Origin of the sequence: Chitinophaga sp. sic0106, from assembly GCF_019219075.1 — a bacterium.
Classification (GTDB): Bacteria; Bacteroidota; Bacteroidia; order Chitinophagales; family Chitinophagaceae; genus Chitinophaga.
This window is the reverse complement of sequence record NZ_JAHUWJ010000005.1, coordinates 250,703-267,683: the sequence shown is the minus strand read 5'-3', so window position 1 is coordinate 267,683 and position 16,981 is coordinate 250,703. Positions and strand designations below refer to the sequence as shown.

17 protein-coding genes, 1 tRNA gene and 1 pseudogene are annotated in these 16,981 nt (G+C 45.4%); 9 read left to right on the top strand and 10 right to left on the bottom strand.

What is annotated here, in order from left to right:
• Positions 1–39: 39 nt before the first annotated feature.
• From KW844_RS10150 to KW844_RS10125, 6 genes are all read left to right on the top strand, one after another.
• Complete coding sequence (locus KW844_RS10150) at positions 40–564, top strand: hypothetical protein (protein ID WP_218376608.1); 525 nt, start codon at positions 40–42, stop codon at positions 562–564.
• A gap of 221 nt (positions 565–785) precedes the next feature.
• Complete coding sequence (locus KW844_RS10145; RefSeq protein WP_218376607.1) at positions 786–911, top strand: cytochrome c oxidase subunit 2A; 126 nt, start codon at positions 786–788, stop codon at positions 909–911.
• 10 nt (positions 912–921) lie between these two features.
• Complete coding sequence (locus tag KW844_RS10140; RefSeq protein WP_218376606.1) at positions 922–1,377, top strand: hypothetical protein; 456 nt, start codon at positions 922–924, stop codon at positions 1,375–1,377.
• Positions 1,378–1,380: 3 nt separating this feature from the next.
• A complete protein-coding gene (locus KW844_RS10135) occupies positions 1,381–3,060 on the top strand; it encodes a cbb3-type cytochrome c oxidase subunit I (RefSeq protein ID WP_218376605.1) in 1,680 nt (559 codons plus the stop codon).
• Position 3,061: 1 nt separating this feature from the next.
• The gene (locus tag KW844_RS10130; protein WP_218376604.1) at positions 3,062–3,721 is read left to right on the top strand and encodes an SCO family protein; all 660 of its coding nucleotides are present in this window, start codon (positions 3,062–3,064) and stop codon (positions 3,719–3,721) included.
• Positions 3,711–4,247, top strand: coding sequence for a c-type cytochrome (locus KW844_RS10125; protein WP_218376603.1), 537 nt, complete (start codon positions 3,711–3,713; stop codon positions 4,245–4,247). Before KW844_RS10130 ends, KW844_RS10125 begins: the two co-directional genes overlap by 11 nt.
• A gap of 46 nt (positions 4,248–4,293) precedes the next feature.
• Here the strand turns inward: KW844_RS10125 and KW844_RS10120 are convergent, their stop codons facing one another.
• Complete coding sequence (locus tag KW844_RS10120) at positions 4,294–6,591, bottom strand: family 20 glycosylhydrolase (RefSeq protein WP_255578333.1); 2,298 nt, start codon at positions 6,589–6,591, stop codon at positions 4,294–4,296.
• A 144-nt stretch (positions 6,592–6,735) separates the two neighbouring features.
• Between KW844_RS10120 and KW844_RS10115 the strand changes: the two genes are divergently transcribed.
• Together KW844_RS10115 and KW844_RS10110 are read left to right on the top strand one after the other, a co-directional pair.
• On the top strand, positions 6,736–7,512 hold the full coding sequence (locus tag KW844_RS10115) for an MBL fold metallo-hydrolase (RefSeq protein ID WP_218376602.1): 777 nt from the start codon (positions 6,736–6,738) through the stop codon (positions 7,510–7,512).
• 89 nt (positions 7,513–7,601) lie between these two features.
• Positions 7,602–7,674, top strand: a tRNA-Lys gene (locus tag KW844_RS10110).
• 529 nt (positions 7,675–8,203) lie between these two features.
• Here KW844_RS10110 and KW844_RS29385 read toward each other — a convergent pair.
• From KW844_RS29385 to KW844_RS10080, 5 genes and pseudogenes are all read right to left on the bottom strand, one after another.
• Positions 8,204–9,190 (bottom strand): annotated as a pseudogene (locus KW844_RS29385) (recombinase family protein); the annotation flags it as partial.
• A 70-nt stretch (positions 9,191–9,260) separates the two neighbouring features.
• On the bottom strand, positions 9,261–9,599 hold the full coding sequence (locus KW844_RS10095; protein ID WP_218376601.1) for a hypothetical protein: 339 nt from the start codon (positions 9,597–9,599) through the stop codon (positions 9,261–9,263).
• A 12-nt stretch (positions 9,600–9,611) separates the two neighbouring features.
• Positions 9,612–9,989: a recombinase family protein gene (locus KW844_RS10090; RefSeq protein WP_218376600.1), complete on the bottom strand. Its 378-nt coding sequence runs from the start codon at positions 9,987–9,989 to the stop codon at positions 9,612–9,614.
• Positions 9,976–10,128 carry a hypothetical protein gene (locus KW844_RS10085; RefSeq protein WP_218376599.1) on the bottom strand — a complete coding sequence of 51 codons (153 nt, stop codon included), beginning with the start codon at positions 10,126–10,128 and terminating at the stop codon, positions 9,976–9,978. The genes KW844_RS10090 and KW844_RS10085 overlap by 14 nt, the downstream gene beginning before the upstream one ends.
• A 211-nt stretch (positions 10,129–10,339) precedes the next feature.
• Positions 10,340–10,936 (bottom strand): hypothetical protein, encoded by a 597-nt coding sequence (locus KW844_RS10080; protein WP_218376598.1) that lies wholly within the window; start codon positions 10,934–10,936, stop codon positions 10,340–10,342.
• Between the two features lie 114 nt (positions 10,937–11,050).
• Between KW844_RS10080 and KW844_RS10075 the strand changes: the two genes are divergently transcribed.
• Entirely contained in the window at positions 11,051–12,205 is a 1,155-nt protein-coding gene (locus tag KW844_RS10075; RefSeq protein ID WP_218376597.1) for an AAA family ATPase, read from the top strand.
• Between the two features lie 16 nt (positions 12,206–12,221).
• Here KW844_RS10075 and mobC read toward each other — a convergent pair whose 3' ends face one another.
• The 4 genes from mobC to KW844_RS29075 are packed head-to-tail and all read right to left on the bottom strand — an operon-like array spanning position 12,222 to position 16,786.
• Positions 12,222–14,210 carry a conjugal transfer protein MobC gene (mobC, locus tag KW844_RS10070; RefSeq protein ID WP_218376596.1) on the bottom strand — a complete coding sequence of 663 codons (1,989 nt, stop codon included), beginning with the start codon at positions 14,208–14,210 and terminating at the stop codon, positions 12,222–12,224.
• Between the two features lie 27 nt (positions 14,211–14,237).
• Positions 14,238–15,146 carry a phosphoadenosine phosphosulfate reductase family protein gene (locus tag KW844_RS10065; RefSeq protein ID WP_218376595.1) on the bottom strand — a complete coding sequence of 303 codons (909 nt, stop codon included), beginning with the start codon at positions 15,144–15,146 and terminating at the stop codon, positions 14,238–14,240.
• 12 nt (positions 15,147–15,158) lie between these two features.
• The gene (locus KW844_RS10060) at positions 15,159–16,409 is read right to left on the bottom strand and encodes a relaxase/mobilization nuclease domain-containing protein (RefSeq protein ID WP_218376594.1); all 1,251 of its coding nucleotides are present in this window, start codon (positions 16,407–16,409) and stop codon (positions 15,159–15,161) included.
• Positions 16,394–16,786 carry a plasmid mobilization relaxosome protein MobC gene (locus KW844_RS29075; RefSeq protein ID WP_255578340.1) on the bottom strand — a complete coding sequence of 131 codons (393 nt, stop codon included), beginning with the start codon at positions 16,784–16,786 and terminating at the stop codon, positions 16,394–16,396. The genes KW844_RS10060 and KW844_RS29075 overlap by 16 nt, the downstream gene beginning before the upstream one ends.
• Positions 16,787–16,981 lie beyond the last annotated feature (195 nt).

Sequence of the window (16,981 nt, the reverse complement as noted above, 5' to 3'; positions counted from 1 at the left end):
CCATTTTGTTATTACATTAATTCAAACATCCGGTAAACAATGAAAGGATTTATTACACTATACGCCTTTTCGGTAGCTGTTATGATGGGTTGTAATCAGCCACAAACAAAGGCTGCACACGAATTATGGTTTAGGCAAACTAAAGAACGGATTATCAGCCAGGCATCGGCGGAGCCCGATAGTGTTCATTTTTCGTATAACCGGGACAGTAGTACGAAAATACAGCAGTCATTCGCCAATCATCAGCTGCTGATCACCCGGGCGTACGACAACAACGTGCTGCACTATGAATTTTACCATAGCAAGGATGGAGCTTTTGAGCTGCGCCGCGAATTCACCTTTAAAGGCCCCGCCTCATTTGAAGGCATCTATTACCGCGGCGAAGGCTATGGCCTCAGCACCTGGCTGCGAACAGAAAACCAGGTCGAAGCCCAGGGCGTGCGGGTTAATGGAAAAAAAGTAGGTAAATGGAAAGAGTGGAATGCAGCCACAGGAAAACTGACCGAAGCAGATTATGGCGGAGAAGCCACCATCGAATCCTTCCCCATCCTCAAAAAGATGTAGCCACAAAAAAGACGCAGACCCAACATATCGCCTTGGAGGCCCTGAGAAGCCTTGTCAGTACGATAGCGGATCTGCGTTTATCTTCAATATTTTAAATAATTCCAATACGAAGGGAGCGCAAAAATACACATTTACCCCAAATTCTCACAATTAATTGCAAACAAATCCCGGTGATGGATGGTTAATGTTATTAAACTATCCAAATCACCAAAATCTCCCATATGACACAACCCGATAACTCAGAAAATTTTGTGCCCCGGGGCGCCATCGCCTTCTTTGCTTTTCTGATCGCCCTCGGCCTCATTATCTGGTTTGGCATCTATTTTCTCATGCTTGAAAGGATCTAAATAGTTAAGTATGATCGACGTATTTGAAAGAAGAATCATCCTCGTCTCCATCCTCGTCATGGGCCTGTTCATTCTGGCTATCTTTTACGCCATGGGCGCCCGCAAGGCGGATGTAACGGAGTGTCTCCCCTACGATAAAACGTACGAAACTGCACGGGTGGAGCAGCTGGACAAAACCACCTACCAGATTTTCTACGTGGCCCGTATGTGGAATTTTGAGCCCTCCGTGGCCTATATTCCCGTAGGCAGCGAGGTGGACCTGTTCGTAACCTCCAACGACGTGGTACACGGCTTCAACGTCTATAACAAGAACGTAAACCTGATGGCCGTTCCGGGAGGAGTCACCAAAACTACCGTCAGGTTTGATCAGCCCGGTGTATACAAAGTGGTATGCCACGAATACTGCGGCACCGGCCACCAGAATATGCAGGCAGAAATAATCGTAAACTATCCCAAAAAACAATAAACTATGCAGGTTAGCAGGTTTCTACGCAATACCATTCTCATTGAACTGTTCGTCCCGATATTATTACTCACAGTAGGCATCTACCATGGCCTGATGCAGGTGATTTACCGCGCCGGCGTGATCCATCAGTCGTCCGTAGCCAAGCTCGACTACTACCAGGGCCTCACGCTGCATGGCGTTATCAATGCCGTAGTGCTCACCACGTTCTTTGCCGTAGCCTTTGGCCATGCTACCATTGCCTTCTACCTGAAAAAAGAACCTAATAAAAAAGCCACTGCCCTATCCATGTGGCTGATGGTGATAGGCACCCTCCTGGCCGCTGCCGCCATGCTGGCCGGCAAAGCTTCGGTACTTTACACCTTCTACCCGCCCCTGAAAGCACATCCTGCCTTCTATATCGGCACTGCTATGCTTATTATCGGATCGTGGGTCGCGTTTTTCGACTGGGTTACCATCTACCTGAAATGGAAAAAAGAAAACCCCGAAACCAATACACCACTGGCCATAATAGGCACCCTGGTAAACTTCACCATCTGGTTCGTATGTACTACTGCGGTAGCTTACGAAGTGCTGGTACTGCTGGTGCCCTGGAGCCTGGGCCATACGCCTACTGTAAATGTGCCGCTGGCCCGTACGCTGTTCTGGTTTTTCGGCCACGCCCTCGTATATTTCTGGCTGTTACCTTCCTACATCATGTTTTATACCATGCTGCCTAAACTCGCAGGTGGTAAACTGTATTCCGCCACCGCAGGCCGCATTGCATTTTTCATCTTCCTGCTGCTCTCCATCCCAATTGGTGTGCATCATCAGTTTGGCGATCCATCGATCGGCAGAGGTGTGAAGCTGTCACAGTCGCTGCTCACCTTTGGTGTGGCGCTGCCCAGCTTTATCACCGCTTTTACCCTGGCGGCATCCCTGGAATATGCTGCCCGCAAACGCGGCGCCACAGGGCTGTACAACTGGATATGGAAACTGCCGTTCTTCCGCAAGGATGTATTCCTCTTCGGCTACCTGATCAATGGCCTCATCCTGTTTATCTTCGGCGGACTCACCGGGCTGGTATTAGCCTCCTATTCACTAAATAACGTAGTGCATAATACCGCCTTTATTCCCGGGCACTTTCATATGACAGTGGCGGGCCCGGTATTCCTGGCTATACTCGGCATGTCTATATTTCTACTGCAACAGCTGACAGGAAAGAAAATATTTCTGCCTACTATCAATGCCATCGTGCCCTATCTGTGGACGGTGGGCGTGATCATCTTCTCCAGTGGCCTCATGTGGGGCGGACTCATGGGCGAACCGCGCAGGACCAACCTGGGCCTCACTTACCTGAATCCGGCGAGCGACCAGTACCACCCCTACTGGGTAATTTCCAGTATGCTGGGACTCGCAGGCGGCGGAATCATGTTTGTAGCCGGGTTCCTGTATTTCATCAGCTTCTTTGGCACCCTGTTCAGCAAACGTTCCACCGAACCACTGCTCGACCTGCCGGAAAGTGAACCTCTGCATGAAGAAAAACGTATACCCGTGCTGGATACCTTTAAGCCCTGGCTGGCAATTATGGCATTGATTATTTTTCTGACGTACCTGCCGGCCATTTCCGATGCACTGAATAATACCGGCAAAAAAGCGCCACCATACTTGCCTACAGACCCAACGCCTGTAGTACAAAAAAAATAAGATGAGGGTCATGAAACTGGAAAAGTCATACCTACTGACTTCCTGGAAGTTTTTCCTGGCACTGCTGATCGGCGTTCCGCTGCTGGCCTATATTTCCGTGCGCATGCTGGAAAAAAAGTACGGCAAACTGCCTATCTACGCCAGCAGCTCCACGCTGGCATCCGACAGTAAAACTGACGGGAGCCTGCCCCTGTTCGTATTCACCGACCAGCTGGGCAGTACGGTCACCAATTCGATCATGACCAACAAAATAGTAGTGGCCAATTACTTCTACACCTCCTGCCCCAGCATCTGCCCTAAAATGATGATGCAGCTGCAGCGGGTGCAGGCAGGCACCGATAAAGTGATGATCCTGTCGTTTACCGTGGACCCGAAGCGGGATTCAGTAGCCCGGCTCATGAAATTCGCCCTGCAATATGATGTACTGCCCAACAGGTGGAGGTTATTAACGGGAGATAAAAAAGCCCTCTATCACTTCGCCCGCAAGGGACTCTTCATTACCGCTACGGAAGGTGACGGAGGAGAAACTGACTTCATCCATAGCGACAGGCTTGTATTACTGGACAACCGCCAGCGGATACGTGGCTACTACGACGGCACCTTGCCCGAAGAAGTAGACCAGCTGCTGGCTGACATAAAAAAATTACAAAATGAAATGTAAGCGTTTACTGATCGTGGTTTTCTGCTGCATCACCACTGCCGCCGCTGTTAAGGCAGCCAATCCGGAGCAGGGTAAAATGCTGTTTCAGGGCAGGTGCGCCTCCTGCCATAATGTAACTAAAAAACTCACAGGGCCTGCGCTGGCAGGTGTGGAAGAGCGCCATCCCGAAGCCTGGATCATCTCCTTTGTAAAAGGCTCACAGGCCATGGTAAAATCCGGTGATGCCGCTGCCCTGGAGGTTTTCAATAAAAATAACCAGGTCATTATGCCAGACCATCCTGATCTTTCCGATGATCAGATCCGCGATATCCTGGCCTATATCAAGGAAACCGCCGCCAACGCTCCGAAAGAAGATGACGCGCCGTTTTCAAGGCCAGGGCAGAAAGAACCCAATCTGATGCCACTATCGATCTACAATTTCCCATTTATGATCGCCTACCTGGTGCTGATCATCGTCATGGTGATTTTGCTCGTGTTCCTGGTAAACATCAAAAGTTACGAGCACCATATTCATAAAGACGATTGACATCTCCATAAAAAAAGCCCCAGACCGGGGCTTTTTCATATATTCCTTATTTACGTTTAAACCAGCTATCAGGAACCGGTTGAATTTTACTGCCATTCACACTGTATTCCAGCTTTAGCGTATATCCGCCGCCGCCTTCTACAAATGCCACCTGCAGCGGATGCAGACCTTTCTCCAGTGCTACCTGGCCACTCTTCTGTACCGGCGCATGCCAGCCATCATTATTGACCACTTCTTCCCCGCCGATGTAGAGGATACCACCATCGTCGCAGGTGAGGTAGAAACTGTATATACCTGTAGCAGGTACGTCGATGAAGCCATCCAGTTTAGCACCGAAAGGTTTCCCGCCTTTGCCCAGCTCTTCGGGAATTTCCACATTAGAAACAGTTACAGTCGCATCAGCTGCTGATTTGATTTTAGTGGCACTTTTAAACGCACCATTAAACATTCCCAGTTGCAGGCCTGCTTGTAATCCTGCGCCATCAATAGGTTTCAGATAGTTCTGCTGACGGTATTTCAGTGTGTATATATCGCCGCGATTGCCGGTTGGCGAGAAAGCAGAGAGCTTAATGGTTTCCGGCTTGGTGATGGTGAGCGCGCCACTTAGCTGGGGCGACTGCACCGAAGGAATGGAACCATCCGTGGTATAGCGCACGGTCATAATATCCAGTGGCTTGATTACGTTCAGGCTGCCCTTGTCCACAAACACGTTATCGCCCGCGAATCCGTCGAGGTCCGGCAGGCGGTAGTTGACACCCATCAGATCGAGGAGACTATAACTTACTCTGAGTCGGTTCATGTAATGATCATAGCGGGGCTGGTTGGTCCACAGCACCTCAGCCAGGGCCGTCATACGTGGCATATACATGTAGTCCGCCCGTTTTTCTGAAGGAATCCACTCCGTCCAGATGTTTGCCTGGGCACCCAGGATATTGGCTGCTTCAGCGGCGGTGAGGCCTTTAGGGATCGGATTAAAATGGTATACATTGGAGATGGAATTGCGGTCAGGCACGCCATCGAAGTACAGGGGATTACCCGGCGTCATGATCACGCGGTTACCATTCTTTGCCGCTTCTATCGGGGCTTTTGGCACCCAGGAGCGCCAGTACATCACTACCGCGGTAGGACTCACGCCACCTTCCAGAATTTCGTCCCAGCCGATGAGTTTTTTGCCTTTTGAATTAAAGAATTTCTCCATTCGTTTTACGAAGTAGCTCTGTAATTCTTCTACCGATTTCAGGTTATTGGCCTTCATCACGGCTTCACAGGCGGGCGATTTAGCCCAGCTGGTTTTCTCTACTTCATCCGCACCGAGGTGGATATATTTGGATGGGAAGAGGGCAGCGATTTCCGTGAATACGTCTTCTGCAAATTTGAAGGTAGTTTCCTCGCATGGGCAGATAGGCGTGCTAAAGGTTTTACCCCAGCCGTTTTCGCTATCGCAGGTCAGGAATGGATAAGCTTTGATAGCTGCCATCACATGGCCGGGCATATCGATTTCCGGGATGATTTCGATATGGCGTGCGGCCGCGTAGGCGATTACCTCTTTGATCTCAGCCTGTGTATAGAAGCCACCATACAGGGTTTTACCCGTACGCTGGATGATATGTTCCTGGTCCAGGGCCATATCAGGGTTATCTTTTGATTTCTCTATACAAATAGAATCCTGGTTATTATACGTTCTCCAGGCGCCTTGTTCTGTGAGCAGAGGATATTTTTTGATTTCAATTCTCCAGCCCTGGTCATCACTGAGGTGCCAGTGGAACTTGTTCATTTTATAGAGCGCCATCACATCCAAAAATTTCTTCACATATTTTACAGAGAAGAAATGGCGGGCTACATCGAGGTGCATCCCTCTATAGTCATAGGTAGGATGATCCTTGATGGTAGCGGCGGGGAAGGCAATGGTTTTCATTTTTTCGGTGCCGTGATGGCCTGCCAATGGCACCAGTTGGGTGAGTGTCTGGATACCGCGGAAAATACCGTCGCCGGTACGGGCGCGGAGGGTAATACGGGCAGGTGTGATCTCCAGCTGGTACTCCTCCTCTCCTTTTATGGTGTTATCCTGAACCAGCACAATACTGCTCTGGCCTACCTTTGATGACACCGGCAGTTTAGCGCCGAGGAAAGTGGTCATCAGCAGTTGCAACTGTTTTACTTCGCCTGCAAAAGCGTTCGCGCTTACAATATTCGTATTCCTTCCAACCACAAATTCCCCCTGTTGAGCGGTGAGCTCCTGCGGGTAAGGAATCAACGGATAGCGCTGTGGATCTGCATCCTGCGCCATCAGTGTGGTACTGTAAATGGTTGCGGCAAGTACAGTCAACTTGAGTGATCTAAGCATAGTTTATCGTTAAGTATGATCCAATCCGGCAAATTAAAGCAAATTTTGAGCATGCGAGTGGTGTGATATTGTCTAATGCTGCAACTATATTGACTTCCACGGTATATTTCAGGAATTGGGGAAAATGAATTTTCTTTGCATGTCATGTCACTTTACATTACTTCTCTGAATTCCGGCAGCAACGGAAACTGTTATTATATCGGCAACGATACGGACGCCATACTGGTGGATGCAGGCATTTCATGCCGTGAAACGGAGAAGCGGATGGCGAGGCTGGGCTTGAGTATGAGCAAGGTGCGGGCGATATTTGTATCGCACGAACACACAGATCACATCCGGGGTATTCCGGTGATGGCGCGCAAGCATCAGTTACCGGTGTATATTACAGCCAGCACCATGCAGCACGGCGGGCTGGAAATTCACGAAACGCTGGTACGGCGCTTTACAGCCTTTGAACCGGTGGTGATCGGTGATTTACAGATTACTGCTTTCCCAAAATTTCACGATGCCATAGAGCCACATAGTTTTATAGTGAGCGCCAACGGCATCAATATTGGCGTGTTTACGGATATTGGCGTGGCTTGCGATCAGCTGGTACACCACTTCAAACAATGTCATGCAGCTTTCCTGGAAGCCAATTACGACGAGGTAATGCTGGAGCAGGGCCGCTACCCTTACTTCCTGAAAAACCGTATCCGTGGTGGCCATGGGCACTTATCCAATACCCAGGCGCTGGAATTATTCAGGGCGCACCGGCCGGAGTATATGTCGCACCTGCTGCTGGCGCACCTTTCCAAAGACAATAACAATCCCGAACTGGTACATCAGTTATTTACGCAGGAAGGCACCACTACTGAAATTGTGGTCGCTTCGCGCTACGCTGAAACGGGTGTGTATCATATTTCCGCGGTTAACGTATAGTCGTCACTGTTATATCTCCCGAAAAAAATTTTAGAAAAAATTTGGTAGAGATAAAATATTTTCTACTTTTGCACTCCCCTAACGGGAATGATTCCGTAGCTCAGTTGGTAGAGCAATACACTTTTAATGTATGGGCCCTGGGTTCGAGTCCCAGCGGGATCACCTGATGGGACAAGTCTAAAATTGATAGGCTTGTCCCATTTTCTTTTTCTACGAAAGCCTTATCCATGCTATATATTAGCTGAACTGCATAATTTACTCTGGCGGTTCGATATGCGTCACCAGTGAATACCAGTTTTTCGGGGAATATCGAACCAATGATCTTCCGCTGCGTTTCTACCTCCCCACTGTCGTACAAAATATCTAGTTTGGAAAGGTTTCTCATGCCCTTTTCGAGAATGCCCTCAATATTATAATTCTTCTTCGGAATCTCTGAAAGGCGATCTTCCAGCTTTGTAATGGACAATTCATATTCTTCTTTACTTTCCTTGAAGTCCTCCGGAGTGATTTTTTGTTGAAATAAAAGTTTCCGCGCTTCCCTGATTAAATCTGTATAAGCGTCGATTTGAGAGAGCAGACTATCTCTTTCTTCGGAGGTGCTTTTGGTTTGAGCCTTAAAATAGTATTCCAATGCCGGGCGGAAAATATCGCGGAACGGAGATTGTGGCACAAATTTGCGTAATTCCTTTGAAAAAAGTTGATTGGCCCGTTCTGCCGGGAAACGGCAACCGCATGACGTGATACAGTGGTAATAGTGATAATGCCTGTTTCTGCCTTTTGATGCGCTGCCGGTTAGAACTCTGCCGCAACGTGGGCAGATCAGGAAGCCGCGTAAAGGCAGGCTATTATCAACTACGATTTTTGTACGCTGTTTTTTACGCCGTCCATCCAGAATCTCCTGCACGAGATAGAATAACGTAGACGAAATGATGGCCTCATGTTTGCCCTGGACAAAAATGCTTTCTTCGTCCTTGAATTTGGGAACGTGTATTTTTCCGCAGTAGACTGGGTTGCGTATTGCCACCCAAAAATTATTCTTACTGCATTTCAGGCCACGGTTGCGGGCCATGTGTAGAATTTGCTCAGTATTGAAACGACAGGCCGCAATTTCTTCAAAAACCCATTTCATTATGCTTGCCTCTGGCTCATTCGGGCATATATACTTAACCTTACCGGTTTCGTCGGTTCTGTTCTGATAGCCTATTGGAGCTGTCCCCATCCACCGCCCTTCCTTGCGGGCGCGACGCATACCATAAAATACGTTGAGTGCGCGACGGTCGTTTTCGACTTCGGGAGTTGCCAGATACACGGCCATCATAATCTTACTTTCCGGTACTGTCATGTCGAGGGGCTGTTCAATCGCCTGCGGCTCAATTCCAAGTTTTCTGATGGTGCTTATCATTTGATAGGCATCCCCTGCATTGCGGCTGAACCTATCCCATTTTGTGAACAGCACGAGGTCAACCTGATGCTTTTTCTTCCGCCAGTCAAATAAGAGCTTATTCCACTGCGGACGATTGAAAGTTTTGGCGCTGTGATCCTCAAAAATGACCTGACGAATTTGGATAAAATTGTGATCGCAGTATTTACGCAGAACTTCTTCCTGATTTCGTTGGGAGAAACCTTTGTCACGCTGATCGTCTGTACTCACTCTGATATATAAATCTGCTACTAACATAAAAGAAATAATTTCTAAATAAAACTTAAAGTAACATGCGTCGAATTGCCATCGCCGCAAAAATGATGTTCTAAGAACTAGGATTTTGATACTTTTCTCTACCAATCGGACGGTTGTTCAATAACTCGAACTCATTATACTGTACTTGTAAAACGAGTATTTCTATTAATCGCTCCATCGTTATTTCAAAGACATTCGTTAATGCCATCATTTCTAGCAATCTAAATTGTGGCGGATCTTCTACTCTTGACCAAACTGTATCTGTGTTCGAGTTGAAAAACGAACCGAATAAGGCCGGGCCGAGAATAATTACAACATTGTATAACGTATCGTTGGCTTTGTGATTTTTCATAAAAAATTTAGCGGCTGAAATTTTTGCTTGCTGGCCGCCAGTTAATCCCTTCTTCATTGTATAAAGTTGTTACAGTTCCATGCTTTGCCATGTTCTGTTTGCTGCTTCTAAGAAAATGTTTGTTTTAATCGCTTTAGCGGTTATCTGCATTCTATCAAGATTAGATTTCACAATAGTGAATTTTTCTAAATTTCTTGTGAACCTATCCCATGTAGTAAATAATATCAAGTCCGGCCAAACGGTTGAGGAAACAAGCCGATCATAATATTCCGACCAACCGGGTCTATCAAAGTTTCCGGCAGAACAATTGTCAATTACTTTTGCCCTTATTTTGATGTTGTTGGCGACGCAGTATTCTTCAAGTTCTTTTTCCTGTTGTTCTTCCATTAACTTTTGACGTGCAGGGTCATCGCACCTTGCACGGATATATAAATCAGCAATCTTCATGACTTAAAATTTCTGTAATAGTAATTTCTGCAAACTGGTAGATAATGTCGAGAATAGCTGCGGCTTCTTCAAGAGATACCGTAATGCCTTGTTCACTCAGTATTTTCACTGCTGTTTCAGGCTTCATTTTTTTGTCCATAACACACTCATGTTCATACTTCACAATTCCAAGTGCTATGCGGGATAACACAAATTTACAAATGAATGTGCATTATTCTAACGTCCAGCATTATGCCGGAATATCGTGAATAGCTACTGACAAAAGCAAGATGTATCAATGTGCGACAAAATTCTAAAATTTAGAAAGTGTTTAAAAAAATGGCAATAGCTCTAAAATTCAGTCAGCGATATTAAGGTGGGTCAGGTGGGCGGCGTTTTGCTTTCTCTCGAAGTGCTATAACGTCTTGAATATCTTTTACGATTCCTTTATCGAAAAGGACTTTCATACCTGGGTGATCTTTGATAAGGTTCTTTTTTTCTTTTTCCATGAGGATATTATATAAATGTTCATAGAACGCGAAGTAATATCCAACCTGATAAATGAGAAGCTGACGTTTGAACTTTTGCATAAGCGTTTTCTTTCTTATGGAATTGTAAGAGCCGATACGCCTGCCGAGATCATAGATGTATTGCGCCATACCCTTTAATTGCTGGCGAAGCTGCTGTGAGGACAACTTTTTATATCGGTTTCCGGGAAATAAATGAGGGAAGTTTGCCATAGTCTTAAAGCTATAATAGAAAAATACACTAAGTCCCGGATTTACAGGAATTTGTAGCTGTTGACTTTTACCACAACAAGGTTGATTTTTACCAGCGTGGGAATTGTACTGCAATAGAATTGCAGTATGATGTTGAAGTAATAACTTCGCCGCTCCAACCAGACGTACCTCCGCGATATTATGTATGCGTGCATTGATGGCTATATATACATATACACATACACGCATCCGTCACACAATCATGATTGCGTGACCCCGGAAAAAGATAAAATGTTTACATCTAATTAACATTTGGAATTTGAATGTAACGTATTTTACATCATTCGTCATCTTAAACTAGCTATGAGTAACGCTGAAAAAACAATCGCAGAAGAATTAAAAGTTCTTGAAACAAATGTGGAGCAGGTAAAGAAGGCTTCACGTAATCCCATCGCGCAGCCTCCTGCGTTGCTGAGTATAAATGGGCAGCCGCTATTTCGCCCTTATACCATCAATGCAATACAAGGGAAAGAAGGAAGCCATAAGAGCCGATTTGCAGAGATAATCTGTACCGCTGCAATTGTGGGGAAAAACACAGTGGGGAAACCTGGCGGGAATTACCTCAATATCGTTGCAAACCCTGATATGCCCTGCCATGTTCTGTATGTTGATACCGAACGGAACATGCAAGACGAGTTTCCAACTTCGATTCAATCGTTAAACAGAAATGCAGGACACAAAGCCAACACAATTTCCGCCCGATTAACACCTGTTCCGATATTGAATATTTCCCGTGATAACAGGCTCGAAGTATTAAAAACCTACGTTGAGAAATTGCGGAAGAAAGTAAAGCAGCACATGCTGGTAGTTCTTGACGTTTCTACGGATTGTATAGACGATTTTAATTCCTCTACAAGTGCCAATAAGATACATGATTGGATGAACATCATGAGGACGGAGTTCGATATGACATTTTTGTTATTGATCCATGAAAATTTAAGTGGTAATGACAAGGCACGTGGACACGTCGGAACTGAGCTTACATTGAAGGCATCGACCCAATTACAGATACGCCGTGTGAGTGATAAAGAGGATAAAGACGTATTTCAGTTGGTGTTCAAAAAAATGCGGTTTAAAAAGCGGTATGCGCCTATATACATCGCATATGATGAAGAATTAGAAACATTGGTAGAGGTCGAATACAATGAAGAAAGTAGAGGCGAAAAAGAAAGCCCCAGCGCAGGGAACGAACTTCATGCTGCCCTGGCTGAAGCCTTCAGCCAACAGAGGGAATTTTCTCGTGCTGCTCTTGCTTCCTTCGTCGCAAAAAAAATGAATGGAGAGTACAATGAAAATACTATTGCACGTAAGCTGGCCGACCTAAGCCGTGAAGATCAGTTTATACTAAACATTAACGGCGGTGGAAAGTTTGCGGCTGAAAAACGAGGTCGTGAAACCTTCTACGTATTTCAACCTACAGCCGAACCGGATGCAGAACATGCGCCGGTTGCAAACTAGATATTGCAGACGTTTTTTATTTTTTCACTATTAGTCCCTCCTGCGAAGGATCGTTTAAAACCGACTGTAAAACAGCCTCAACAATATCCTGCACATCCTGTTTAATGATGGCATAATTGTCCATTATGTCCTTACGGGTTACAGCTTTCACTATCGGAACGGGCAGATAGGTTTCTTTTTCAATTTTCAAGGCACTGTTATCAACCTTCACGTGAGCATGAAACCGTTTCAATTCAATGGGCTGGTCGGGTGTATCGGCAGTGATGCCTACAAACTCGCCGGAAGAAAGGTTGGAAATTGTACTCACAGGCACGGCCATTTCAAGTTGCTTACTTCTGGAAATGGAAGTGTCACCGCTATTTATGGAAATGCTTTCGCGGTCTTGCATTGTTTTACCGAGCCTTTCGGAAACCTGCTTTGCAAGTTCTCCGCTGGTTTGCCCGATCATAATATTTCCGCAAATATTTAGCACTACGTCTGCCCACTCTTTGCCATATTGCAAACGCAATTGATGATCCGATTGCATTGCCAAGATGGTAGATATAAGGTGGCTCCTTGCACTTGCGATTTGTGTTGAGAGTTCCAGAAATGTCAGGGTGGGAAATTCATCCAGTATCACCGCCGATTTTATTTTGCCCGGCTGGTTCATGATCTTACTGATACGGGTCATGAAAAGGCTTAATAGTGGCCCATATACTTCTTGCTTCTGCGGATTATTTGCTAAACAAAGAATCTTCGGGGATGCCGGGTTATTAATGTCCAAAGTGAAATCATTACCACTAAGCAGATAGTAAATTGTAGGCGAGGAAAGTCTTGCAAGACCGATCTTTGCTGCGTCTAACTGACCTTCGAGTTGCTCCATTGTATTTTCAACGAATGCAGAAATGAAGGGTGAAATGAAGGCAGAAATTTCCGGCTCCGTCTGAAGCACCGTAAAGAGCTTATCCATTTTTACCTGCATAAACTCAATTATGTGCGGCAATGTGCAATACCGTCCATCCTCATACTTCCGCAGAAACCAAATGACTGATATAGTAAAATTTATTGCCGATTCGACAAAAAAATCCCCTTGCTTACGCAACCAGGATTTGTTGGTTCCTAGCATTAGGATTCGCGCTGCCTCAACAGCATCGGATATGTCGTGCATCATTTCCGGATAGAGTGGATTACACCGGTTGCTGTGTGGCAGGTCGTCAAAATTTATTACATGAAATGAGGGTTTGCGCGGGTAGTTCTTTCGATTTTTTAGATAGTGATTGTATGCTATGATTGATAAATCAGGGTACTTAAAATCATATAAAACCATTGCATGATTCTTAGCCAGAAGTTGGCGGATCGCAGGTTCAATAAGGTATCTGGATTTTCCGGCTCCGGGCGAGGCTACGCAGAGTAGGCCACGAGCTGGCGATACATAATTCAGCCACGAATCCCGCTGCGCACCCTTGTAGAAATAGTATGCGGGAAGGTTTATTGAAAATTCATTCTGTAGTAGTTTCTCCTGCTGCGGGAACGTTTCATTTTCTTTATTGAATATATCGCCGCTCAGTCTTTTTTTTAAAGACCTGGCTATTATACTACCGCCAGTAATAAGGAGTACGAATGCTAGTGCGTTTAATAGAATGTAGGTTGCTGAAACAGCCTGCGCGGGCAGTCCGTCTACCAATAAAATCAAACCACTCACAAAGTAAATAATGAGGCCAGAGAACAGCAGCGCAATGCCTGCACGCGCATCTGCTTTTTCATCCTTTCTGCCACGCACTCCAAGCAACGAAATAAATAGTAAGAGGAGTGCGATGATTTTACTCCTAAAATACCCTGATAATAAGCCAGTTTTGACGATATTTTTTAATAGCTGGTCGGATATGTTGCTAGTCCATCCTATTAGCTTAAAAGCATAGTAGCAGTTGTAATAGCAATGAAGAAGTAGGATAACTATTGCTATCATTCTAGTGAGGTCAATGATCTTCTTCAACCCCTGTTCGTTCTCACCTGTTCGCATTGACATAACACACAATTTGGAAGTAAAGAATATCTATCGGCAATCCGAGAATACCTCGCAACTATTACCACCTACGGCATCGATGTCGTCGGTATCATCGAATGGTAGTGTTGCTTGCTTTGTATAATCCCTGCTCTCATCCCTGATGATAGGATTGGCAGACTGGGCCATGTGTAGAATCTCTTTGGCCGATAAATGGTTTCTGAAAAATGTAATTGGGAAGGATATTGACTTGCCATCCTGCAATAGTTTCGCGGATCGGCTATCAGGTATGAAATGTCCATATAGTTCCTCCATACGCCGAGGGAAGTCAAAAGCTGAAGGGGTATCTTTTGCTATACGCAGCAGCTTTCTTTTTGATTTCTTCCAGCACCATTTGCAGTTCCCTTCGTAGCCTTTCAGATTCAGTCTAAACGGCATTTTTGACCAGTACAGGTTTACATCAACCTTCATGATGCCCGGAAGGAATCCTTTTGATATTAGCGGATAAATTAGCTTCTTCTTTTGGGCCAACGGAGATATGCGATCAACTTCGTCGGAACGAATACCTATTGCAGTATAATATGACTTCTTGAAGCAGCATTTTGAGAATGCAGATATTGGTACTTCCTTTAGCTCACGGGAACAATGCGGCAATGCAATATTGGGAATGCCATATTTTTGAATTACTTTTTCAAACGGTTCTCCATGCCGGGAAGCGGTTTTAAAATCAACCGACCTGTATTTATCCTTACAACCGGGTTCGCATTCTATCCAGTTCACGGAAAACCCGAAATAATCGCTGCAATGTTGAACAAATTCCAGTGTTTCTTCTCTTTCCTCGCCGGTATTAGCGAATACAAAAAGCATTTCATAATCGTTTGTTCTATGCTGCCATAGCCATTGCGACATAAAAGCTGATGTTTCGCCTCCACTAAACGACACGATCAATTTCTTCTTCATACGAAACAAGGTTTAATGAAACAATCTTTTTCGTTTTTTCTTCTTTCTTTCGTCAAATTCTGCCTGTGGTGACGATTCCTTTTCAATGTCAAACACTGATTCTACAGCACCCTTCACGGCACCCGCTTGTGTTTGTTCATTCTTCTGAGAATTGGAGGTATGCTGTTTTATCAGTGGCGTTTCTGGACGCATCACGGGGATCTGCCGGATACGTTGTTGCATTTGGTTAGAGCTGTAGGGTTTGCCGAGATCTGAACCGTTAAAAACTGATTGCGTTTTATGATCTACGTAGGTTAAGCCGTAAACAATGCCATCCGCGTTTTGCCGTACAACAAGCGAAATCCTCTCTTTCTGTAAGTAGTTTTGTAATTCTGTTAAGGTGATACGTCCTTTTGTTGCAATGATGTAGTCCACGGCATTGCGAACCCGCTGCATATGTGGGCGGCGTTGCACCTGATTTTTCAGGAAGTTTTTCTCTAAGTTTTTAAGAGTTGGTTTGTTGTAGATGTGACTGGCAGGTATCGGGACACCAACCTTTTGCCCGTTCGCATCAAGCACTCTGTAGACCAGTCCACCGGACTTATAGATGCGGGATTCCTTGCTGCCCTGGTCAGCAACAATATTGTATTGTCGGAGAACTGCATTTAACTCTGGCAATGAGGTGTATTTGTACTTCGGTAACACCGTGTCGAGAACATTTGCGATGGCCCGTTTGGTACCGGAGGCAGCATTCTTTCCATATAAAAGTTTCTCAGCGTTAACTGGCTTTACCTCATATGCCTGTTGCCGCTGCTTTGAATCAGCACGAACTAGATTAAAATCCTTTTCAATTTGTTTGCGAGCTTTTTCGGACTGATTTTTTCCGATGTTGTGGAGTGCAATTCTTTTCCCGTTCCGTTTGATGTTGGTGGTAACGATGTGGATGTGGGGATGGCTTGCATCTTCATGCTTGTAAACGAGATATGGCTGATCTCCAAAGCCAATTTTTTGCAGGTATGAATCGGCTATCCGTTGAAAGGTTACGTCGTCCAGTTTCTCTGACGGATCAAAGTTCAACGAGATATGAACACTGTTCACTTTAGTACGCTCATTCCGGGCAGCTAAGTTCTGAAGTGTTCCCAATTTATCGGTAATGCCGAGCTGTTGAGTGTCCTTTGCAAAATTTCTGGAATGGATAAGCACAGCGGTGGACTGCCGCACCTTATTTTCATTATAGTGCAGCGCATTTCTCAGTGATCTACTAGCGTTTACTCTTGCAACCATTTTTCGCTGATTTGAGATATTTTGTCTTTGATTTCAGTTACTTTTTCATGCAATGCTTTGCGACCAATTTCATTGAGCGATAACCATCCGGAGAGGTCTGATTTATCGTTGAGCATGTGCAGTTTTTTGACGACCTGGTTGTAGTTATTGGCGATGGCATTCAGCTCATCTTTGAGTAGGATCAGGACTGTCATTAGGTCATCGAGAGATCGATTTCTGTGATACATTTTTATCGGTTTATCCAATAGGATTTTCCGAATATGTTCGCTGAATTTCTGACTGGAAGAAATGGTGAACTGATTGAATAACTTTTGGTATTCTTCCGGCGTTAGCCGAACATGGAGATGCTTGTTACGATTGATCTTTTGCCCTTTCATTTGATAAATTTTAAGTGGCTTAAAATGGTTCTTTTGCCGCCTGTGGCGATTTCCGGCCCCGACTTCGGAGGGTGGCCGGCCAGATTCGGTTGAGGCTTGTGCCACAACCGTACATCTGGCCGATCATGGCGCAGCAGATGATCTCAGATTTTGTCATGGTGGACAAAATGGGTATGCAGTGCTGGATGCCGTAAT